Raw genomic sequence first — 20,949 nt, 5'->3', positions numbered from 1 at the left:
GCATGACCTGGACAGAGCTGGTTATGGCCGCGGCGCCGACCCAGGGGGACCAACCCGCGGTCAGCGAAGTCAGGACCGGCGAGGTGCTGTCCTACGCCGCGTTCGCCAGGCGGGTCACCCGCGCCGCGGCGGGTCTGCAGCGCCAGGGCCTGCGTTTCGGCGACGAGGTGATCGTCGACGTCCCGCTCGGCACGTCGTTGCCCGTGGCGGTCCACTCCGTGGCCTGGGCGGGCGGGGTGGCGGTGCTCGCGGCCTCGGGGACGGCGCGCTTCATGATCACCCACGGCCGCTACGACCCCGCCGCGGTGAAGGTCGACCGGGTCTTCTCCTTCCAGTCCGCGCCGGGGACCAAGCCGTTCACCGCGCTCATCGGCGACCGCGCCCTCGAGTACGGCCCGCTGGCCGGGCCCGCGCTCACCGTCGACGGCGGGCGGGTGTTCGATCACCACACGCTGGCGGCCGACCTGCGCAGGCTGGCCGGCCGGCTGGTGATCGGCAAGGAGGACGTGGTGATCAGCGCGGTGAGCGAGCCGTTCCGGGGTCTGCGGGTGATCGATCTGGCGATGACGGTGGGGGCGCACGTCGTCATCGCCCACGAGCCGAGCCTGGTGGGCTGCCGCGTGCTGGCCCAGGAGCGCCGCGCCACCATGGTCGTCGCGCCGTATGACCTGGCCAGACGGCTGCTCGGCGACCCCGTCCTGCGTGTCGTCGACGAAAGGGCGATCGTGAGCTCGCTTGGGCTGTGAAAAGTGCGACACTGTGGGAGAGTGTGATCCTTCAGCGACGCAGGGTGACCACATGCCAGAGCCCCCCAGGCACAATCTTCCGGCGGAGCCCAACCGGTTCGTTGGTCGCGAGCGCGATCTCGACGAATTGCGTGGGCTGTTCCGCGAGACGCGCGTGGTCACGTTGTGCGGGGTGGGCGGCATCGGCAAGACCCGCCTGGCCCTGCGGGTCGCGGCCGGGCTGGTGCCCGCCTACCCCGACGGCGTCTGGCTGGTCGAGGTGGCCAGGCTGCGCCACCCCGAGCTGGTCGACCAGGAGATCGGCCGGGTGCTCGGCGTGCGGGAGGAGGGCGGCCGCCCGGTGTTCGGCACCGTCCTCGACCGGCTGCGCGACCTGCGGTGCCTGCTGCTGCTCGACAACTGCGAGCATCTCATCGACAGGTGCGCCGAGGTCGCCGCGGCGCTGATCGCGGCCTGCCCGCGCCTGAGCGTCCTGGCCACCAGCAGGGAGCCGCTGCGCATCGCCGGCGAGCTGATCTGGCGGGTCCCGCCGCTCGACCTCCCCGACGAGAGCACCCCCGGGGAGGGCGGTCCCGAGGCGGAGTCCGTGCAGCTCTTCCTGGACCGGGCGGCGGCCGCCGGCACCAGGCTGGGCGCCGGCAGCCTGCCCGACGTGGTGCGGCTGTGCCGGGCGCTCGACGGGCTGCCGCTGGCGCTGGAGCTGGCCGCGGCCCGCACGAGCCTGCTCAGCCCCGGGCAGATCGCCGACCGCATCGACGACCGGTTCTCGCTGCTCACCACCGGCGGCCGCACCGCCCCCATCAGGCAGCGCACGCTGCTCGCGGCCGTCGAGTGGAGCTACGACCTGCTCTCGGCGAAGGAGCAGGTGCTGCTGCGCAGGCTGTCGGTGTTCGCCGGGGACTTCGACCTCGACCTGGCCGAGCAGGTCTGCGCCGAGCGGCCCATCTCGGAGGCGGAGATCGTCGATCTGCTCGGCGGGCTGGTCGACAAGTCACTCGTGCTGTGCGACGAGAGCCGCAGGCGCTACTGGCTGCTGGAGACCATCAAGCGCTACGCGGTGGGGTGCCTGCAGAAGGCCGGCGAGCGCGAGGTCCTGCGCGAGCGCCACCTGCACGTGGTCTGCGAGCTGCAGGAGCGCCACTTCACCACCGAGATGGTCGAGCCGGGCGTGCCGTGGGCCCGCCGCCTGGAGGCGCTGACCATGAGCAAGAGCCTCGTCGACGACCAGCGGATGGCGCTCGACTGGTCCGTGGAGTCCGGCAACGTGCCGCTGGGCCTGCGCCTCTGCGCCGCCAGCAGCGGGCTGCTGCCGCTGTGCGGAAACCTGACGGAGATCGGCACCTGGATCGAGCGGTTGCTGTCGCTCGACCTGACCCAGGTGCCCGGCGAGCAGATCGCGCAGGCCAGGGGATACCTCGCCTACGGCCTGGAGGCCAGGGACGAGCTGAGCCGCTCCCTGGCGCTGGCCGAGGAGAGCCTGGCCGGGCTCACCACCGGCGACACGTTCGCGCGCTGCGTCATCCACAGCCTCATCGTCGTCGTGCTGCTGCGCATGGGCAGGCCCGAGGACGCGGTGCACCACGCGGAGGAGGGCCTGGCCCTGGCCCTGCGCTCGGGAGACGCGTGGAACCAGGCGGCGGGGCTGGCCGGGCTGTCGGCCGTGGCGCTGAGCCGCGGGCGGCTGCGCGAGGCGCAGCGGCACGGCGAGGAGGCGCTCGCGCGGGCCCGCGAGCACGGCCACCGGTGGATCATGGCCAGGACCGCCACCCAGCTCGGCGCGGTGGCCGAGTTCCGCGGCGACCTGGTGACCGCCAGGGCCCACTACGAGATGGTCGTCCCGTGGCTGCGCGAGCTGGGCAGCGACCTCGACCTGTCGCGCGCCCTGGCCAGGGTCGGCAGGGTGACGGCGATGCTGCACGAGTTCGCCGCCGCGCGGGAGTGGCTGGCCGCCAGCCTCGCCCTGGGCCGGGAGACCGGGCAACGCCACGGGGTGGCCCTGTGCCTGGTCGGGCTGTCGGTGCTGGCGGAGTGCGAGGGCGACCTGGAGGGGGCCGTGCTGGCCGCGGGCGCGGCGGTCCGGCTGCGCGAGTCGATCGGGCAGCAGTCGCCCACGCTCAGGATCGAGGAGCTGCTCGGCCGGGCCCGCACCAAGCTGGGCGACGGCCGCACCACCTCGCTCTGGTCGCGGGGCCGGGCCATGAGCCCCGAGGACGCCGCCCGGCACGTGCTGGAGGGCGAGCGCATCGCGCAGAAGGCGCCGGTGGCGACCAAGCCGGTCAGACACTCGCTGCTGACGGCCCGCGAGCAGGAGGTCGCGGGCCTGCTCACCCGGGGGCTGTCCAACCGGGCCATCGCGACGGAGCTGGTGATCAGCCCCGCCACGGTCGCCCGGCACATCGCCAACATCATGGAGAAGCTGGGCTACACGTCGCGGGCCCAGATCGCGGTCTGGGCCGCGGAGCACCCCACCGTCGCCCGGTGAGCGTGGCGCGGTTCTGCATAGGGATCTGCATATTCCGCCCCATGTATGCATGAGGGGCCCTCCCTACCGTGGGCCCCATGGATGAGCGCATCGTCGTGGTGGACTCGGGCACCGGCCTGAGGCTCACCGAGGAGCAGCTGGACGAGAGGTCTGCAGTCGCGGCCGTCCAGCTGCGGCGCCGAGGTGTGCGCGCGGGTGACGCCGTGCTCATCTGCCTGCCCGCGGGAGCCGACCTGCTGGTGGCTGCCGACACGGTGATCGCCGCGGGCGGCGTCGCCTGGCCGTTGCCGTGCGACCTCGACGCGGGCGCCTTCAGGGACCAGATCCACGCGAGCGGCGCCCGCGTGATGATCTCCGAGGTGCCGAGGGCGCTCGACGCCGCGGACGAGTCACGCGTACGGATCGTGATGAGCGTCGCCGACCTCGGCGTGCCGCATTCATATCCAACCAGTCGCGAACTCTGCACGGAAAGTGACCACATCAGCCCCTGAACCAGGGGAGACTTGGCATCGGATGTGATCCCCCCGCGACCACCTGGGCCCCACATGATCACGCAAGTTCCGCACAATCTCCCCGCCGAGCCCAACCGCTTCGTCGGGCGTGTCCGCGACGTGGCCGAGCTGGCGGCGCTCGTCCACGAACAACGCGTGGTCACGCTCAGCGGCGTGGGCGGCATCGGCAAGACCCGGCTCGCCCTGCGCGTCGCCGCGCAGCAGCTGAGCCGCTTCCCCGACGGTGTGTGGCTGGTCGAGCTGGCCCGCATCGGCAACCCCGAGCTGATCGTCAACGAGCTGGCCGAGGTGCTCGGCGTGCGCGACGAGGTGCCCGGGCGGCTGCTGGACGGCCTGCGCACCCGCCTGCGCACGGCCAGGGCGCTGATCGTGCTGGACAACTGCGAGCACCTGGTCGAGCGCTGCGCCGAGCTGGTGGCCGGCCTGAGCTCCGAGTGCCCCGAGCTCCGGTTCCTGCTCACCAGCCGGGAGCCGCTGCGCGTCCCGGGCGAGCTGGTCTGGCGGGTGCCGCCGCTGGAGCTGCCCGACGAGCGGCATCCCGAGGCCGAGTCCGTACTGCTGTTCGTCGAGCGGGCGCTCGCTGCGGGCGCGAGCGGGGTGGCGCGCGTCATGGACGACGTCGTACGCCTGTGCCACGTGCTCGACGGCCTGCCGCTCGCGCTGGAGCTGGCGGCGGCCCGTACGAGCCGGCTGAGCCCCGGCCACATCGCCGACCGCCTGGCCGGTCGCGGCGGCGAGCGCCTCGGCCTGCTCGCCGCCGGCGATCGTACGGCTCCCGCCAGGCAGCGCACGCTCCTGGCCATCGTCGAGTGGAGCCACGAGCTCCTCCCGCCCAAGGAGCGGGTGCTGCTGCGCCGGCTCTCGGTGTTCGCCGGGCCGTTCGACCTCGGCCTGGCCGAGCAGGTCTGCGCCGACGGCGGCATCCTGCGCAGGGCCGAGCTGCCCGGCCTGCTCACCGGCCTGGCCGGCAAGTCGCTGGTGCGCCACCACGCCCCCGGCCGCTACCGCCTGCTGGAGACCATCAAGCAGTACGCCGCAGAGCGCCTGGAGGAGGCCGGCGAGGCCGCGCACCTGCGCGACAGGCACCTGAAGGCGGTCTGCGAGGAGATGGAGCACTGCCACGAGGCCGGCTCGTTCGACCGCAGGATGCCGTGGCAGGAGCGGTTCGCCCATCTGACCAGGGGCCGCGCCCTCCTCGACGACTCCAGGAACGCGGTCGACTGGGCGGTGGAGTCGCGGGCCCCCGTGCTCGGGCTGCGCCTGGCCCGCGCCGCCATGGCCGTCATGGCCGTCCGCGGCGACCTGGGCGAGAGCGTCGGCTGGCACGAGCGGCTGCTCGCGCTCGACCTGTCCGGGGCCCCCGCCGACCTGGTCGCGGTGGCCAGGAGCGGGCTGGCGTACGGGCTGGAGCTCGCCGACGAGCTGGGCCGGGCGGAAGAGCTGGTCGTGCGGGGGCTGGAGGAGCAGAAGCGGCACCCGTACACGCACTGGCTGGGCATCACGTACGGCGTGGCGCTGACCGTGCTCTTCCGCACCGGGCAGAGCGAGCGGGCGCGACGCTACGCCGCGGAGCTGGAGGCGGCGGCCGGCGCCCACGACGACCTGTTCAACCTGGTCACGGCCAGGATCGCCCAGCTCAACCTGGCGCTCTTCCACGGCCGGACGGACGAGGCCCGGCGCTACGGCGAGGAGGCGCTCGCGCTGGCCGGGCAGGCCGGGCACCACTGGTCGCTGGCCAGGGCGCTGACCCACCTGGGCGCGGTGGCCGAGGCCGCGGGCGACCTGGAGACCGCCAGGTCGCACCACGCGGCCGCGCTGCCGCTGCTGGAGGACCTGGACAACCGGATCGAGCTGGCCCGCTGCCAGGCCCAGATCGGCCGGGTGGCGGCCGGGCTGCGCGACTACGCCGCGGCCCGGGGGCACATCGCCGACAGCCTGGCGTTGAGCAGGCAGACGGGCCAGCGCAGGGGGATCGTCCGGGCGCTCATGGCCGTCTCCGCGCTGGCGCACGCGCGGGACGACCTGGAGGGCGCGGTGCTCGCGGCCGCCGCCGCCACCGCGCTGCGCGAGTCCATCGGGCAGGTCGGCGCGTCCGGCCGGATCGAGGAGCTGCTGGCGCTCGTCCGCGCGCGGCTCGGGGCGGACCGGGTGGAGCTGCTGTGGGCCAGGGGGAGGAGGATGCCGCCGGAGGTGGTGGCCGGGTTCGTGCTCGACGGCGATCCCGGGCCGGCCGCGCCGCCCCCGGTGCTCGCGCACGACGGGCTGACCGCGCGGGAGCGGGAGATCGCCGCCATGCTGGCCCGGGGCCTGAGCAACCGCGGCGTCGCCGAGGCGCTGGTGATCAGCCCGGCCACCGTGGCCAGGCACGTCGCCATCATCATGGAGAAGCTGGGCTTCGACTCGCGGGCGCGGATCGCGGTCTGGGCGGCCGAACACGGGGTGGACGCGGAGCGAACATAAGCTCGTCTCCATGCCGTACGCGCCTCATTTCCCCGTCATGCTCAGGACCGAAGACGGGATACGCCTCAACGCCGCCCACACCCCCTTCTCGCGGCGACGGCTCCCCAGCGACCGAGCCCGCCTCCACGGAGTGGAGGCCATGAACACAGGGATCGTGATGGCGCACGGGTTCACCGGGTCGTGGCGGGACCGTACGGCGCGGCGCATCGTGCACGTGCTCAGCGGGTACGGCGGGGTGATCGCCTTCGACTTCCGCGGCCACGGGCGCTCCGGCGGTGAGACCACGGTGGGCGACCTGGAGATCCTCGACCTGGACGCCGCCGTCCGGCACGCCCGCGTGGCCGGCTACTCCAAGCTCGCGGTCGTGGGCTTCTCCATGGGGGCGGCGGTGGCCGTACGGCACGCGGGCCTGCTCGGCGGCGTGGACGCCGTGGTGGCGGTGAGCGCCCCGGCCCGCTGGTACTACCGCGGCACCAAGCCGATGCGGCAGGTTCACTGGGCCATCGAGCGGCCGTTCGGGCGCCTGGCGGCGAGGGTGGTCAAGCGGACGAGGATCGCCCGCGGCGAGTGGGACCCGATCCCGATGCCGCCGCACGAGGCCGCCGCGCTCATCTCGCCGACCCCGCTGCTGGTCGTGCACGGCGACCAGGACACGTTCTTCCCGCTCGACCACGCGCACCAACTCTACGCCGGCGCGCGCGAGCCCAAGGAGCTCTGGATCGAGCCCGGGTACGGCCACGCGGAGACCGCCGCGCCCCCCGAACTCATTCGCAGAATCGGCAAGTGGATCTCTTCGAACCTTTCGTGAGTTAAAGGCGTCTATCTAGGACGGAAAGAAAGAAACCGCCGGGAGAAAGTCTCTGGGGAAGGAAACCGTCGCAGCGGTGACCGTGGGACATACTTCCGGTAGCGGGATCTGTACCTAGCGTTGCGGGGGCGCGCTGGGTGCACGTTCCGCGGCACGAAGAAGGGCCTCGCGGCATGCCGCGAGGCCCTTCTCGCCGCGCTAGCCGAGCCGCGCGATCGTCTTGTACTCCAGGTAGCCGTTCAGGCCCTCGGGGCCCAGCTCGCGGCCGATGCCGCTGGCCTTGTAGCCGCCGAAGGGCGCGTTGGTCTCCAGCATGAAGCAGTTGACGCCGTACGTGCCGGTGCGGACCTGGCGGGCCACGTCCATGCCGTGCTCGGCGTCGGCCGTCCACACCGAGCCGGCCAGGCCGTAGTCGCTGTCGTTGGCGATGCGTACGGCGTCCGCCTCGTCCTCGTACGGGATCACGGCCAGGACCGGGCCGAAGATCTCCTCGCGGGCGATGCGCATCTCGTTGGTGACGCCCGCGAAGACGGTGGGGGAGACGTACCAGCCGCGGTCGTAGGGCCGGTCGAGACCGCCGACGACGACCTTGGCGCCCTCGTCCATGCCGATCCTGATGTAGCCCTCCACCCGGTCCTGCTGCCGCTTGGCCACCAGCGGGCCGATGCCCGTGGCTGGGTCGGCGGGGTCGCCGACGGGCTGGGAGTTGACCATGTTCGCGACGGCGTCGACGACCTCGTCGTAGCGGTTGCGCGAGGCCAGGATGCGGGTCTGCGCCACGCAGGCCTGGCCGTTGTTCATGAGCGAGGCGATGGACAGGAAACCCATGCTGGCGGCCAGGTCGGCGTCGTCCAGGACGATCGCGGCCGACTTGCCGCCCAGCTCCAGGCTGACCCGCTTGAGCTGCTCGCCGCAGATGGCGGCGATCCGCCGGCCGGCCGCCGTCGAGCCGGTGAAGGCCACCTTGTCCACGCCGGGGTGGGAGATCAGGTGCTCGCCGACCTCGCGGCCCGCGGCCACGATGTTGAGCACGCCCGCCGGGATGCCCGCCTCGATCGCCCACTCGGCCAGCAGGTACGCGTCCAGCGGCGTCTCGGGGGCCGGCTTGAGCACGATGGCGCAGCCGGCCAGCAGCGCGGGCGCGACCTTGGTCATCGTGACGAACTGGGGCACGTTCCACGGCACCACGGCCGCCACCACGCCCACGGGCTCCCTGCGCACGGTGATCGGGCCGAACAGGCCCGGCCGCTGCTCCTCCTGCTCGAACGTCTTGCCGAGCTCGGCGTAGTACTGCAGCATGCCCAGCGGCTGGGGCGCCTGGGCGAGGTTCGAGAACGTGATCGGCGAGCCCATCTCCTCCGTGATGAGCTGGGCCATCTCGCCCTGCCGCTCGTTGTAGATCGCGGCCAGCCTGCCGATGACCTCGGCCCGCTCGGCGAACGTCATCCGCGGCCACGGCCCGTGGTCGAACGCCTCCCTGGCGGCCGCGACCGCGCGGTCCATGTCCGCGGTGGTGCCGTCGGGCACCTGGCCGACCACCTCCTCGGTGTGCGGGGAGACGACGTCTATCGTCGCGGTGCCCGCGGGGGCCACCCATTCGCCCCCGATGAACAGCGTGTCGTGCCGGCGCATGTCGTGACCCTCCTGCTTGACCGAATGCTTGCTTGCTTCCGGACTTCCTCAAGGTGACCGAACCATGTTCTGTCCGGACACGCAAGAGGGGTGCGGCACGCTCTGCCGCACCCCTCTCCGGCTCTAACCGAGCAGGTGCTTCATGGATCTCTTGACGAGGTCGGCGCGCGTGGCCGGGTCGGTCACGCTCTCAGCGCCGAAGCCCAGGTAGACGGTGTCCTTGGTGACGATTCCGGCACCCTCCTCGAAGACCTGGTCCGTCCTGAACCAGTTGTTGATCGACGGCGAGGTGCCCTCGGGAGGCGCCCCGACGGCCCAGCCGCCCAGGTCCGACTCGAACGAGGTCTGCTCGGCCGTCACGCCGTCCAGGGTGACCGCGAAATCGTCCAGGAAGACGCCCGCGCCCTGGGTGCTCCAGTCGCTGATGTAGGAGATCGACAGCTCGACCCGCTTGCCCGCGTACGGGGTCAGGTCGATCTTCCACTGCTGCCAGCCGGCCGAGTTGCCGGTGGCGGCGTGCCAGGCGCCGGAGGTGCCGGTGGGCTCGCAGTTGGGGCCCTGGTAGCGCTGGGTGAACGGGTGGATCGTCCGCCAGCCGTCGCCGCCGCTGGGCGGGTCGCAGCTGCTGCCGGTCTCCTGGGTGGTGTGGCCGTTGGCGTCCGGGAGCATGGTCCAGTCGTCGCCGCCGGCCGTGTGCGCCTCGACCGCGAGGTAGTCCCAGGTGCTCTCGGTGTCGTACGACGTCCAGAACGTCAGCTCGCCACTGGTCTTGCCGGTCAGGTCGACCGTCTTGGTCAGCCGCTTCCACGAGACGTCGGCGATGCCGCTGTAGACGTCCCACGCCCCGGAGTGCGGGTCGAACGGGCCGCCCGGGCGTACCCACTTGACCTGCGCCGAGCTCGCGAACAGCGGGAACTGCTGCGCGGGCAGGATGGCCGAGGTGGCCACGAACGAGTTGGTGTGGCTCGGCTCGATCGTCGCGCCGAAGCCGTCGAACGCGCCGCCGTTGCCCGCCAGCCCGAACGGCTGGCCCGTGTCGTGGTTGGTGCCGGCGTCGTCGAAGAAGACGTACGCGCCCAGCCAGTACTGCTGGAAGTCGTTGAACACCGGGATGCACGGCGGGTCGTCCGGGACCGTGCACTCCGGCTGCGCCGGCTGGTCGGGCTGGTAGTAGTAGGCGCCGTTGTTGTTGGCCGCGAACGACGGGTACTTGCCGGCGTGCAGCAGCTTGCCGCCCTCGTTCAGGTAGTCGCGGACCGCGAGCTCGGTGTCCACGCCGCCCTTGGAGGTGGTGCCGCCCACCTGGCCGGGCGACCTCGGGATGATGTCGTCACCGGTCTCCCACACCACGGCCTTGTAGTGGCTGAGCACGCCCAGCGGGTGCGGGGCCTTGCGGCCCATCTTGTCCATGTCGTACACGTCCGAGGTGTAGCCGGCCGCCGTGAGCGCCGCGGCGTACTCGTCGGCGTACTTGGCCTCGCTCACGCCCTGCGCCGGGCTGAGGCCCGTGACGTCCTCGGTGGCCAGGATCAGCACCTTGCCGCCGATGTCGGTCGCCACGGTGTAGGTGAAGTCGGCGCTCTTCCTGCCGATCGAGGCGAACCAGACCTTCACCTTGTCGCCGGGCCTGGTGCCGGTGATCTTGCCGCGCAGGCGGTGGTAGTAGCGGTTGTAGCCGCTGCCGTACCGCTCGCCGCCCTTCCACTCGCCCGTCAGGACGGTCTTGGTACGGCCGCCGTTGACCTGGTAGTTCAGGAAGACCGGGCCGAGCTTGCGCTTGGCGTTGACCTGGACGACCTGGTCCTTGCCGTAGCTGACCTCGAACGGGTCGATCTCGAAGTCCGGGGTCGTGTTGCCCAGGTGGTTGACCGGCTCGACGGGGTTGACCGCCGACTTGGCCACGTCGAGCGCGAACGGCAGGTTCTTCTCGAACTCGCCCTGCACCAGCGCCTCGTCGTCGGGGAAGACGAACCCGCAGCCGTCGCACCCCTCGTCCAGCTCCGGCGTCCACGACAGCGTGCCGTACTGGCGGTGGGCATGGTCGTTGGTGTCGCCGTTCGTGGTGTACAGCTCGGCCCCGAGGTCGGGGTCGAAGCCGGGGACGGCCGGTTTGGCGTCGTTGCCGGTGATGGCCTCGTAGATCGGGTTGTCGGCCGTCTCCGTGGCGATCTGGAAGCCGCTCGGGTAGAGCAGCAGCGGGCCGTAGGAGTGGTAGTTGAGCTGCATCTCGAACCCGATGCGCCTGAGCAGGCCGTCCATGGCCCTGGTCTCCGGCTCGCTGGCCGGGCCCGCGCCGCGGTAGGTGTCGCTGCTCGGGATACTCGACGAGCCTTCCTCGTCGTAGTGGAAGTTCGTCGGGAAGTTCCGGTTCGGGTCGACGCCGTCGCCGATCGTGATCTTGCCGTCGCCGTCGACGTCACGCAGGTTCTTGCGCCACAGGCGGTTGCCCTCGGTGAAGGTGAAGTCGTACCCGTCGGGGTTGGCCACCGGCACGAACCACAGCTCGGTCTTGTTGAGCAGGTCCTTCAGCGCGGCCTTGTTCGCGATCACGTACTTCAGCAGCCGCATGTCCACCTCGGTGGCGATCCACTCGCGGGCGTGCTGGGTGGCGGAGTAGAGCGTCGAGGGCTTGAGGCCGTCGGGCAGCAGCCGGGCGCCCGTGGTGACCTTGACGGCCAGGATGTCCTGGCCCTTCAGCGACTTGCCGATGGACTGGAGCTTGACGATGTCCTTGTTGGCGCCGGCGATGGCCTTGAGCTGGTCGGCGATGCCGCCCGTCTCCGAATAGGACTTCCACACGGTGTAGCCGGAGGCCGCCTGTGCCTTGGCGGCCTCGAGCTGGGTCTGGCCCTGGGGGTTGCGTACGGGCTCGGGTTTGTGGCCGAGCTTGCGCAGCGCGTCGAGATCGGTCTGCGCGGCGGTGAGTTCGATGTGTTCCTGGTCGCCCTTGTTCTGCTGCTGGACGACGTCGAAGCCTTTTTCCCTGAGTGTCTGCGCGGTGCCCGGGGCGCTGTCGAGCTGGTAGAGCTCGATGCGGTCGCGGGGTGGTAGCGGGTCCACGGACGCCTGCGCGGTCGTGGCCACGATGGAGGTGCCTAAGCCGAGGATGACGGCGGTGGCGATGGTCAAGGTTCGAGACACGATCTGCCCCTTCGCAGAGACGAGTTCGATCGCCATCTCAGACCGTTGGAGCGATCTATACAAGGCCCAATCTTTAGATCCTTCTTAATTCGGACAAATCACCATAAATGTCACCAATGGTGCGGCAGTTCGGCCGTTCGGGTGACAGGAATCAAGATCATCTTCTATAGTTTCGGACCGTCTATGAGGGGAGGGGGCGGGTGTGAGAACCGGGCGGATCGCCGTTCTTGTCGCCGTCCTCGCCGGGCTGCTCGGCCTTCCCGTGTCATCCCCTGCCGTGGCCGACCCCAGCCCTGGTGACCTGCGGAAACTCACCAAACAGGCCGAGCTGCTCGAAAAGCGCTACCGCGGCCAGATCCAGAGCCTGGAGGAGATCAAGCTCCAGGTGAAACGGGCGACCACCACTTCCAGCACCCTTCTGGCCCAGCTGAGGCAGGCGCAGGCGGACGTGGCGGGCATCGCGCAGACCGCGTACATGGTGGGCCCCCTCGACACCTTCCAGCTCCTCACCCCCAACGTCGACCCGACCATGATGCTGGGCCAGGCGGCCAACATGACCTACATGGCCGACGAGCGCACCAGGCGCGTCCAGAGCGTCCAGAAGCTGATCGACAAGTCCAAACAGGCGAAGATCGCCGCCAACGACAGGATCGAGAAGCTGCGCAAGGAGATCAAGAACCTCCAGAGCAAGCAGCGCGAGATCGACAAGCTGCTCGCCAAGTACGGCTTCCAGCAGCCCGGCGGCGCCGAGGGCCTGACCCAGCGCATGATCGACGTGCGGGCCGACATCATGCGGAACTTCCCTATGAAGTACGGCGTGGGCTGCCTGCGCCCCGGCGACCCCGGCGAGCACGGCAAGGGCCGGGCCTGCGACTTCATGATGTCGCGTGGCGGCACCATGGCCAGCGGGTCCGACGAGGCCCGCGGCGACGCCCTGGCCGACTACCTGATCAAGAACGGCGCCCGGATCGGCGTCATGTACATCATCTGGAAGCAGCGCTACTACGACATCCGGTCAGGCGGCGGCTGGGACCCGATGTCGGACCGCGGCGGGGTCACGGCCAACCACTACGACCACGTTCACGTGTCGGTGTTCTGAGCCCGCAGGTGCTCCCGCAGCCAGCGGTAGGAGGCCTTCGGGGTGCGGCGCTGCGTCTCGAAGTCCACGTGTACGAGCCCGAAGCGCTGGTGGTAGCCCTCGGCCCACTCGAAGTTGTCCAGCAGGGACCAGACGAAGTAACCCCGGACGTCCACGCCCTCGTCCATGGCCCGGCGCATCGCCGCGATGTGGCCCTCCAGGAACTCGATGCGGGAGTGGTCCTCCAGCGTGTCGTCGGTCGAGCAGCCGTTCTCGGTGATGTGGATGGGCGGGAGCGCGCTGCCGTACCTGGACTTGAGGCCGGTCAGGAGCTCGCGCAGGCCGTCGGGGACGACCGGCCAGCCGAACGCGGTGGTGGGATAGCCGGTGACGCCCGCGTCCGCGAAGGGGAGGCCGTCGTCGGTGGGGGCGGCGATGCGGGTGGGGTTGTAGTAGTTGATGCCCAGGCCGTCCAGCGGGGTGGCGATGACGTCGAGGTCGCCGTCCCGGACGAAGTCGACAGTCTTGGTGTACGCCGACAGGTCCGGATATTTGCCGAGAAGTATGGGGTCGTTGAAGAGGCGGTTGTGGAGGATGTCGTAGGCCTCCGCCGCCTTCAGGTCGGCTTCCTCCTGGGACGCGGGCCAGACCGGGGTGCAGTTGTTCGTGATGGCCACCTGGCGGGCTCCGGCCGCCCGTAGGGCCTGCGTGGCCAGGCCGTGGGCCAGGAGCTGGTGGTGGGCGGCGGGGAGCGCGTCGGTGAGGAGGGCCTGGCCCGGCGCGTGGATGCCCATGGCGTAGCCGTAGGCCATGTGGACGAACGGCTCGTTCAGGGTGATCCAGAGGGGGACGCGATCGGCCAGGCGGGCGGCGACGGTGGCGGCGTACTCGGCGAAATTTCCCGCAATATCGCGATTAATCCAGCCGCCGCGATCTTGTAGCGCCTGCGGCAGATCCCAGTGGAACAGCGTCGGCACCGGCTGGATGCCCTTCTCCAGCAGCGCGTCCACCAGCCGCTCGTAGAAGTCGAGCCCTGCCACGTTGACCTCGCCGTCCCCCTGCGGCTGCACGCGCGGCCAGGCTATGGAGAAGCGGTAGGCGTTCACCCCGAGCCCGGACATGAGCTCGACGTCCTCACGCCACCGGTGAAAGTGGTCGCATGCCACGTCCCCGGTATGCCCGTCCCTGGTGCGGCCCGGCTCGTGGGCGAAGGTGTCCCAGATGGAGACGCCCCTGCCGTCCTCCTTGACCGCGCCCTCGATCTGGTACGCCGCAGTGGCCGTCCCCCACAGGAACATCCCGGGCTCCTTTCGTCTATGGGAACTTTAATGTCAGTAATAGGTCAGGATGGGGTCATGACGAGTACCTTGCGCCGCCGTCCCGCCCAGCGCCGGAGCGTGGAGCGGGTGGAGCGGATGCTCGACGAGTGCGCGCTCCTTCTCGATGAGGTCGGCTACGAGGCGATGACCACCAAAGAGGTCGCCCGCCGCGCCGAAGTCCCGATCGGCACCTTCTACCAGTTCTTCCACGACAAGCAGGGGTTGGTGCGGGCGCTGGCACGGCGCAACCTCGAGGCGTTCCTCTCCCGGGTCATCGACCGCATCCCCCAGGCCGACCTCGGACACTGGACGGACCTGGTCGACCTGGCCATCGACGAGTTCGTCGCCATGAAGCGCACCACGCCGGGGTTCGGGGTGCTGGACTTCGGCGAGGTCCTCCTCGCCCCCGGCGGCCCGGCGGTCGGCGGGAGCAAGATGGCGCTGGACGGCACCCAGGAGAACAACATGGTGGTGGCCGACCGGCTGCGCGCCCTCACCCTCGAACTCCTGGACGCACCCGTGGGGCCGGGGCTGGATCGCGCGCTGCTGGTGGCGGTGGAGGCGACGGACGCGGTGCTCAAGCTGGCGTTCCGCCTGGATCGGTGCGGCGATGCGCTGCTGATCGCCGAATGCAAACACCTCGTCCGCCGCTACCTGTCCGACCACCTCGCCTGACCGACTCCCGCTCACCCACCCCTCTCCCTGACGCCCCCCACCCCCAAGGCACCCCCACCCCCAAGGCACCCCCGCCCCCAAGGCACCCCCGCCCCTCCGGCTGCGACGAAGGCCACCACACCGCCCGCCACCACGCGGCCCGCTGCGACGCCGCCCCGCCATTGGGCCGCCCGCGAGCGTGCCGCCTGCTGCCAGGCCGCAAGGCGCGAGCCCCGCCCTTCTGGCGCCGGGTCGGCGGGGTGTGGTGCGGTGGAGGGCGGCGCAATGTGCACGGCGCTTCACTGGTGCAGTGGTGGTCGGGCGCAATGTGGACGGCGCTTCACCGGTGCGGTGGTGGTCGGCGCAATGCGCGCGGCGCTCAGCTCGGTGCGGTGGGGCGGCGGAAGGGGGACCGGGTCAGGTGGTGGTGTCGAGTCGGGTGCGGAGGTCGGGGTCGAGCTTGAGGTCGGCGGCGGCGATGGCCTCCTCCAGCTGGGCCTGCGTAGAGACGCCCACGATCGGGACCACGCCGTCGGCCAGCAGCCATGCCAGCACCACCTGGTTGGCCGTGGCGCCCAGCTCGTCCGCGACCTCCCGCAGCACCGCGAGCCGCCGCGCGGTCCCCGGGTGGTCGTAGATCTCGGGGATGGGCCGGTCAGGGCGCGTGTAGCTGCCGAACATCAGCGTGTTGTACGCCCACAGCGTCACGTCAGGCTCGGCGGCCAGGTAGTCGAGGGTTTCGTCCGTGGCCAGCCTGTGCCCGGACTCCGCCAGCTTGGTGAGCGGGCGCGGTCGCAGGTAGGTGTGGCGGAGCTGGAGGTAGGTGTAGGGGATCCAGCCGTGGGCGGCCGAGAGGTTCCTGGCCCGTTCGAGGCGCCAGGTCGCGATGTTGCTCGCCCCCGCGCTGCGGATCTTGCCTGCCTGGGCGAGCTCGTTCAGCGCCCCCAGGGTCTCCTCCAGCGGGACGGACCGGTCTTCGATGTGCGACCAGTACAGGTCGATGTGGTCCGTGCCGAGGCGCCGCAGGCTGCCCTCGGCAGCCTTGGCGATGGCGGGGGCGGACAGGCCCTCGGCGGAGGCCAGGGTGGTGTCGCCGGGGACCGTGGGGCGGGCGCCGCCCTTCGTGCTGATGAAGACCTCATCGCGGTTGCCGCGAGCGGCCAGCCACGCGCCGATGGCCAGCTCGCTCTCGTCGCCCGACCGGCCCTCCACCCAGAACGGGTAGTTGTTGGCCGTGTCGAGCATCGTGCCGCCGGCCTCGTGGAAGCGGTCCAGGATGGCGAAAGTGTCCCGCAGGTCGACGGTCGTGCCGAACGGAATCGTGCCGAGTGCGATGTTCATGGGCCCGACTTTGGGAGCTGGAGCGCACTCCATGTCAAGCCCATTGACCTGGAGTGCGCTCCAGGTGGGATCCTGGTGAACGTGAGCGAGCAGAGCGAGCGAACCATCGAACACAGCAGTGGCACGCTCATGCGACCGACGAAGGAGGGCGCATGAGTGTCTACACGCCGGCGGAAGTTGTCGAGGAGACCGGCTTCAGCATCGACACCCTGCGCTACTACGAGAAGATCGGCCTGCTGGAGCGCGTCGGGCGCAACGCGGCCGGGCAGCGCAGGTTCAGCCAGGAGGACATCGGCTGGCTCGGCACGCTGCGCTGCCTGCGTGACACGGGCATGCCCATCGCCAAGATGCTCCGCTTCGCCGAGCTCGTACGCGCCGGAGACGGCACGATCCCCGACCGGATCAAGCTGCTGGAGGAGCACGACCGGCAGGTCAGGGAGCAGATCGACAAGCTGGCGGAGCGGCAGAAGTACATCCACAACAAGATTGGCTACTACCGCAGCCAGCTCTAGCCCTGTCTTTGCGGTCCGGCTGTTAAACCAAGATCCATGGCCGGATCGAGGGCGGAGCGGATCGACGAGCCGCTGCGCCGTGTCGCCAGGTTGTGCGCGGCGATGCTGTTCGTGTTGCTGGCGCATGTGACGCTCGTCCAGGCGTTCGGCTCGCGGGAGCTCAACGCCGACCACAGGAACGTGCGGCCGCTGATCGCCAGGTTCGACCATCCGCGCGGCGACATCCTGACCTATGAGGGCACCCCGATCGCCGTGAGCCGCCCCACCGGCGGCGGCCCGTACCTCTACCGGCGGGTCTACCAGGACGGGGAGCTGTACGCGGCCGTCACCGGTCACATGTCGCTCTACCGCTCCACCGGGATCGAGCAGGCGCGGGACGAGGTGCTGTCCGGGGATGACCCGAAGGTCAAGGTGCGCTCGCTGGTCGGGGCGGGCGTCGTGGAGGGGGCCGACGTCCGGCTGACGATCAGCGAGCGGGTGCAGCGGGCCGCGTACCAGGAGCTCAGGAGGATGGGGCTCCCTGGAGCGGTGGTGGCCATCAACCCGGCGACGGGGGCGATCCTGGCGCTGACCACCTATCCGACCTACGACCCGAACACCCTCACCACGTTCGACGCCGGGCGGCTCCTCGCGACCTCGCGGCTGCTCCGGCAGGATCCGGCGCGGCCCCTGCTGAACCGGGCGCTGAACCGGCTCTATCCGCCCGGGTCCACGTTCAAGCTGGTCACGGCGGCCGCGGCGCTGGCGTCCGGGGAGTACACGCCGACCACGCCGGTGAACGCGCCCGCGCGGCTGCGGCTTCCCGGGACGCCGACGATCCTGCAGAACGCGGGCGGCGGCGGCTGCGGGAAGGAGCGGCCGACGCTCACGGACGCGTTCCACGTGTCCTGCAACACCGCGTTCGCCGGCATCGGGCTGCAGCTCGGGCAGGACCTGCTCAGGGACCAGGCGGAGGCGTTCGGGTTCAACGCGCCCAACCTGACGATCCCGCTCGTCGCCACCGCCAGCCGCTTTCCGCCGGCCATGGATCGGGCGCAGACCGCACTGTCGGCCATCGGGCACCACGCCATCCGGGTGACGCCGCTGATGGTCGCCATGCTGTCGGCCGCCGTGGCCAACAACGGGACCTTGATGCGGCCGTACCTGGTGGAGGAGGTACGGCTGGCGGACGGCTCGATCATCGACCGCGCCGGCCCCTCCGTCTATCGCAAGGCGGTGTCGCCGGCGCTGGCCAAGAGCCTGGCGGCGATGATGACGATGGCGCCGCGCACCGGCAAGTCGGCGGCCGCCGCCCCCAGGAGGGGCGCCGAGGCCGTCCTGTCGGAGGTCATCCCGGGGACGGACGACCACGCGCTCGTCACCGCCTTCGCGCCCGCGGACGCGCCCGAGGTGGCGGTGGGGGTCGTGCTGGAGCACCCCGGGGCGCGGGCCGACGCGGTGACCTCGATCGCCCGCACGGTCATCGCGGCCGCCCTGCAATGAAGGGTCAGCGGTAGGCGGCGGCCCGGAGGGTGCAGAGGTCGTCGAGGGACCTGACGCGAGTGTGTCCGCGGGCACTGACAGATCTCCATAGATTATGTCTGGGCGCATGGCGTAGTTGGTGACACACTCACAGTGATGCTGCGATTCGCCGACTTCAGCGACCTGCCGGCCGAGCCGAACGCGTTCGTGGGCCGGGAGTCCGATCTCGATGAGCTCGTCCATCTGATGCGCGTCTCCCGGGCCGTGACCCTCTGCGGCGCGGGCGGCATCGGGAAGACCCGGCTGGCGATGCGGCTCGCGGCCAGGGTGGGTCCTGACCATCCTGGCGGCGTGTGGGTGATCGAACTGGCCGACCTGGAGAAGGGCGAGCTGAGAGGGTACGTCGCAGCCGCGCTCGGCATCGCGGGCGACCTGGCCGAGTCGATCGGGGGCCGGCGCGCGCTCCTGGTGCTCGACAACTGCGAGCCGGTGATCGGGGAGTGCGCGGAGCTGTGCCGTGACCTGCTCGGCGCCTGCCCGGGGCTCACCGTGCTGGCCACCAGCAGGGAGCCGCTGCGCGTACCCGGCGAGACCGTGTGGCGGGTGCCGCCCCTGTCGGTGGACCGGCCGGCGGGCGGCTCCGGGGGTGGCTCGGCGGGCGGCTCGGTGGGCGGCTCGGCGACAGGGGCGGCGAGCGGTTCGGGGGGCGGGGAGGAGAGCGAGGCCGTGCGGCTGTTCGTGGCCAGGGCCACCGCCGCCCGGCCCGGCTTCGAGCTGACCGACGAGAGCCGGCCGCTGGTCACGGAGCTGTGCCAGGCGCTCGACGGCCTGCCGCTGGCGATCGAGCTGGCCGCCGCCATGGTGCGGGTCCTGTCCGTACGCCAGCTCGTCGAGCGGCTGGACGACCGGTTCAGGCTGCTGGCGGGCGGCGCGCGTACGGCTCCGGCCCGGCACCGCACGCTCAGGGCCGCGGTGGACTGGAGCTACCGGCTGCTCTCCCCGCAGGAGCGGCTGCTGCTGCGCCGCACGGCCGCCTTCCGCTCCTCGTGGACGCTCGACCTGGCCGAGGCGGTCTGCTCGGGGCCGGGGCTGCCCGAGGAGGACGTGCTGCTCAGGCTGTGCGACCTGGTGGACAAGTCGCTGGTCGCGCTCGACGGCGAGATCGCCGGTCAGGCGCGCTACCGGCTGCTGGAGACCGTACGGGACTACGCGCTGGAGCAGCTCGCCGAGTCGGGTGAGGAGACGGAGCTGCGGCGCAGGCACCTGACGGCGCTGGCCGCGATGGCGAGCGGGTTCAAGGAGGCGATCGCGCCGGGCGCGCGCACGTCGTGGCCGGTGATCGAGCGGTACGTGAACCTGTTCGACGCGCTCAAGGTCGAGGTCGGCTCGGCCTGCGACTGGTCGATCGCCATCGGCCTGCCGGAGACCGCGCTGGGCCTGCTGACCGACCTGCGTTACCTGCTGGTCGGCAGCGGCAGGAAGCTCGACATGGCCGAGCGGCTCGACCGGCTGCTGGCCCTCGAGGCCCCGCAGGTGCAGCCGGCGCTGCGCGGGCAGGCCACGATCCTGCGCGGCGAGCTGGCGCTGGCGGCGGGCGATCTCGAGCTGGCCACGTGGTGCACCCGCGCCGGGCTCGATCTGTGCAGGTCCGCCGACGACGCGTACGGCGAGGCCGTCGGCACGATCGTGCTGGCCCAGCTCACCGGCAAGCCCGACACCCTGGCCCGCGCGCTGGAGCTGGCCAGGCGCTCCGGCGACCTCATCCTGGAGTCGCTGGCCCAGGGCACCCGGGCGCAGTTCGGGCTGCACCACGGCCGCCTGCGGGAGGCGCAGCGCGGGTTCGAGGAGGTGCTGGCGATCAACGAGGGGCTCGACAACCACGTGGGCCGGTCCTACGCCCACATCGGGCTCGCCCAGGTCGCCAGGCGCTCGGGCGACCTCGCGACGGCCAAGCGGCACTACGAGTCGGGGCTGGGCCTGCTGCGGCACGTGGACGCCAGGCAGCAGATCGTGAGCTGCCTGGCCGGGCTCGGCAAGGTGGCGCTCGACCAGGGTGACCTGGCGGAGGCCAGGGCCAGGTTCACCGAGGCGCTGGTGCTCAGCCGCGACGCGGGGCTGCGCGCGGGCATCGCCAGGCGGCTGGAGGAGTGGGCGGTCCTGGTCTCCGCCGAGGGCGACCACCGGCGCGCGGTCCTGCTGGCCGCCGCCTCGGTGGCGCTGCGCAGCCGCCAGCCGGACGCGCGTACGGAGGACGTCCTGCGACCGGCGCGGAGCGGGCTGGGCGAGGCCGTGGTCGGCATGTTGTGGTCGGAGGGCGCGGGGATGACCGCCGAGCAGGCCGTGGCGTGCGCCCTGGACGGCGCGCTGCCCGAACGCCCCATGGAGCCGGTCATGCCGGTCAGCCAGGACAGCAGGCTCACGGCCAGGGAGCGCGAGATCGCCGAGCTGATCGCCAGAGGGCTGAGCAACCGGGCCATCGCCGACGAACTGGTCATCAGCCCGGCGACCGCCGCCCGCCACGTGGCCAACATCCTGTCCAAGCTGGGCTTCTCCACACGTACACAGATCGCCGCATGGGTGATCGAGCGCCGCTGATCGGCGCACCTCTCTACACATCGCGGAGCCGGCCGGTTTACATCGTCGAATGGCCATGTCAGCGCATGTGCGGCACCCGTATGCACACCTACCGTTGCTACGTGTGATCGGCCGCACCGTCGCTCCTATCCCTCGGCGGTGTGGCCGGTCCATCGGGGACGTCACGCGTCCGCGCGGAGCTGGGCCTCCTCGGAGGGGTGGAGGTCCG

At 71.3% G+C, this 20,949-nt stretch carries 14 protein-coding genes; 10 read left to right on the top strand and 4 right to left on the bottom strand.

Features of this window, described 5'->3' with window-relative positions:
* The first annotated feature begins 2 nt into the window (after positions 1 to 2).
* From H4W80_RS26480 to H4W80_RS26460, 5 genes are all read left to right on the top strand, one after another.
* Positions 3 to 746 (top strand): AMP-binding protein, encoded by a 744-nt coding sequence (locus H4W80_RS26480; RefSeq protein WP_192787562.1) that lies wholly within the window; start codon positions 3 to 5, stop codon positions 744 to 746.
* Positions 747 to 798: 52 nt separating this feature from the next.
* Positions 799 to 3,228, top strand: coding sequence for a LuxR C-terminal-related transcriptional regulator (locus tag H4W80_RS62860; RefSeq protein WP_192787561.1), 2,430 nt, complete (start codon positions 799 to 801; stop codon positions 3,226 to 3,228).
* 77 nt (positions 3,229 to 3,305) lie between these two features.
* Positions 3,306 to 3,719 carry an AMP-binding protein gene (locus H4W80_RS26470; RefSeq protein WP_192787560.1) on the top strand — a complete coding sequence of 138 codons (414 nt, stop codon included), beginning with the start codon at positions 3,306 to 3,308 and terminating at the stop codon, positions 3,717 to 3,719.
* A gap of 54 nt (positions 3,720 to 3,773) precedes the next feature.
* Positions 3,774 to 6,200, top strand: coding sequence for an ATP-binding protein (locus H4W80_RS26465; RefSeq protein WP_192787559.1), 2,427 nt, complete (start codon positions 3,774 to 3,776; stop codon positions 6,198 to 6,200).
* A gap of 37 nt (positions 6,201 to 6,237) precedes the next feature.
* Positions 6,238 to 7,008, top strand: coding sequence for an alpha/beta hydrolase (locus tag H4W80_RS26460; protein ID WP_192793747.1), 771 nt, complete (start codon positions 6,238 to 6,240; stop codon positions 7,006 to 7,008).
* 198 nt (positions 7,009 to 7,206) lie between these two features.
* Here the strand turns inward: H4W80_RS26460 and H4W80_RS26455 are convergent, their stop codons facing one another.
* Together H4W80_RS26455 and H4W80_RS26450 are read right to left on the bottom strand one after the other, a co-directional pair.
* Positions 7,207 to 8,640, bottom strand: a complete 1,434-nt coding sequence (locus tag H4W80_RS26455; RefSeq protein ID WP_192787558.1) for an aldehyde dehydrogenase — start codon at positions 8,638 to 8,640, stop codon at positions 7,207 to 7,209.
* Positions 8,641 to 8,763: 123 nt separating this feature from the next.
* Positions 8,764 to 11,781: a M14 family metallopeptidase gene (locus tag H4W80_RS26450; protein ID WP_318787069.1), complete on the bottom strand. Its 3,018-nt coding sequence runs from the start codon at positions 11,779 to 11,781 to the stop codon at positions 8,764 to 8,766.
* A 202-nt stretch (positions 11,782 to 11,983) separates the two neighbouring features.
* Here H4W80_RS26450 and H4W80_RS26445 point away from each other — a divergent pair, with 202 nt between their 5' ends.
* Positions 11,984 to 12,880: a VldE C-terminal domain-containing protein gene (locus H4W80_RS26445; RefSeq protein ID WP_192787556.1), complete on the top strand. Its 897-nt coding sequence runs from the start codon at positions 11,984 to 11,986 to the stop codon at positions 12,878 to 12,880.
* Here H4W80_RS26445 and H4W80_RS26440 read toward each other — a convergent pair.
* Complete coding sequence (locus H4W80_RS26440; protein WP_192787555.1) at positions 12,862 to 14,157, bottom strand: GH1 family beta-glucosidase; 1,296 nt, start codon at positions 14,155 to 14,157, stop codon at positions 12,862 to 12,864. The two genes, H4W80_RS26445 and H4W80_RS26440, sit on opposite strands and share 19 nt — an antisense overlap.
* Before the next feature lie 57 nt (positions 14,158 to 14,214).
* On the opposite strand from H4W80_RS26440, the gene H4W80_RS26435 reads away from it, so the two are divergent.
* The gene (locus H4W80_RS26435) at positions 14,215 to 14,853 is read left to right on the top strand and encodes a TetR/AcrR family transcriptional regulator (protein ID WP_192787554.1); all 639 of its coding nucleotides are present in this window, start codon (positions 14,215 to 14,217) and stop codon (positions 14,851 to 14,853) included.
* A 396-nt stretch (positions 14,854 to 15,249) separates the two neighbouring features.
* Here H4W80_RS26435 and H4W80_RS26430 read toward each other — a convergent pair whose 3' ends face one another.
* Positions 15,250 to 16,173, bottom strand: a complete 924-nt coding sequence (locus H4W80_RS26430) for an aldo/keto reductase (protein WP_192787553.1) — start codon at positions 16,171 to 16,173, stop codon at positions 15,250 to 15,252.
* 152 nt (positions 16,174 to 16,325) lie between these two features.
* Between H4W80_RS26430 and H4W80_RS26425 the strand changes: the two genes are divergently transcribed.
* The 3 genes from H4W80_RS26425 to H4W80_RS26415 all read left to right on the top strand — a co-directional run bounded on the left by H4W80_RS26425 (position 16,326) and on the right by H4W80_RS26415 (position 20,741).
* Positions 16,326 to 16,685, top strand: a complete 360-nt coding sequence (locus tag H4W80_RS26425) for a MerR family transcriptional regulator (protein ID WP_192787552.1) — start codon at positions 16,326 to 16,328, stop codon at positions 16,683 to 16,685.
* Between the two features lie 36 nt (positions 16,686 to 16,721).
* A complete protein-coding gene (locus tag H4W80_RS26420; RefSeq protein WP_192787551.1) occupies positions 16,722 to 18,167 on the top strand; it encodes a penicillin-binding transpeptidase domain-containing protein in 1,446 nt (481 codons plus the stop codon).
* Between the two features lie 135 nt (positions 18,168 to 18,302).
* Positions 18,303 to 20,741, top strand: coding sequence for an ATP-binding protein (locus H4W80_RS26415; RefSeq protein WP_192787550.1), 2,439 nt, complete (start codon positions 18,303 to 18,305; stop codon positions 20,739 to 20,741).
* Positions 20,742 to 20,949: the final 208 nt, after the last annotated feature.

It is taken from the genome of Nonomuraea angiospora, from assembly GCF_014873145.1.
Taxonomy (GTDB): Bacteria; Actinomycetota; Actinomycetes; order Streptosporangiales; family Streptosporangiaceae; genus Nonomuraea; species Nonomuraea angiospora.
Note: the sequence above shows the minus strand (reverse complement) of the source record. Positions and strands in the feature narration are given on the sequence as shown.

What these genes read in the sequence shown, in the direction of transcription:
- H4W80_RS26420 (WP_192787551.1), top strand. Translation starts at nt 16,722, where the DNA reads ATGGCCGGATCGAGGGCGGAGCGGATCGACGAGCCGCTGCGCCGTGTC.
- H4W80_RS26440 (WP_192787555.1), bottom strand. Translation starts at nt 14,157, where the DNA reads ATGTTCCTGTGGGGGACGGCCACTGCGGCGTACCAGATCGAGGGCGCG.
- H4W80_RS26415 (WP_192787550.1), top strand. Translation starts at nt 18,303, where the DNA reads ATGCTGCGATTCGCCGACTTCAGCGACCTGCCGGCCGAGCCGAACGCG.
- H4W80_RS62860 (WP_192787561.1), top strand. Translation starts at nt 799, where the DNA reads ATGCCAGAGCCCCCCAGGCACAATCTTCCGGCGGAGCCCAACCGGTTC.
- H4W80_RS26455 (WP_192787558.1), bottom strand. Translation starts at nt 8,640, where the DNA reads ATGCGCCGGCACGACACGCTGTTCATCGGGGGCGAATGGGTGGCCCCC.
- H4W80_RS26470 (WP_192787560.1), top strand. Translation starts at nt 3,306, where the DNA reads ATGGATGAGCGCATCGTCGTGGTGGACTCGGGCACCGGCCTGAGGCTC.
- H4W80_RS26435 (WP_192787554.1), top strand. Translation starts at nt 14,215, where the DNA reads ATGACGAGTACCTTGCGCCGCCGTCCCGCCCAGCGCCGGAGCGTGGAG.
- H4W80_RS26430 (WP_192787553.1), bottom strand. Translation starts at nt 16,173, where the DNA reads ATGAACATCGCACTCGGCACGATTCCGTTCGGCACGACCGTCGACCTG.
- H4W80_RS26460 (WP_192793747.1), top strand. Translation starts at nt 6,238, where the DNA reads ATGCTCAGGACCGAAGACGGGATACGCCTCAACGCCGCCCACACCCCC.
- H4W80_RS26465 (WP_192787559.1), top strand. Translation starts at nt 3,774, where the DNA reads ATGATCACGCAAGTTCCGCACAATCTCCCCGCCGAGCCCAACCGCTTC.
- H4W80_RS26425 (WP_192787552.1), top strand. Translation starts at nt 16,326, where the DNA reads ATGAGTGTCTACACGCCGGCGGAAGTTGTCGAGGAGACCGGCTTCAGC.
- H4W80_RS26480 (WP_192787562.1), top strand. Translation starts at nt 3, where the DNA reads ATGACCTGGACAGAGCTGGTTATGGCCGCGGCGCCGACCCAGGGGGAC.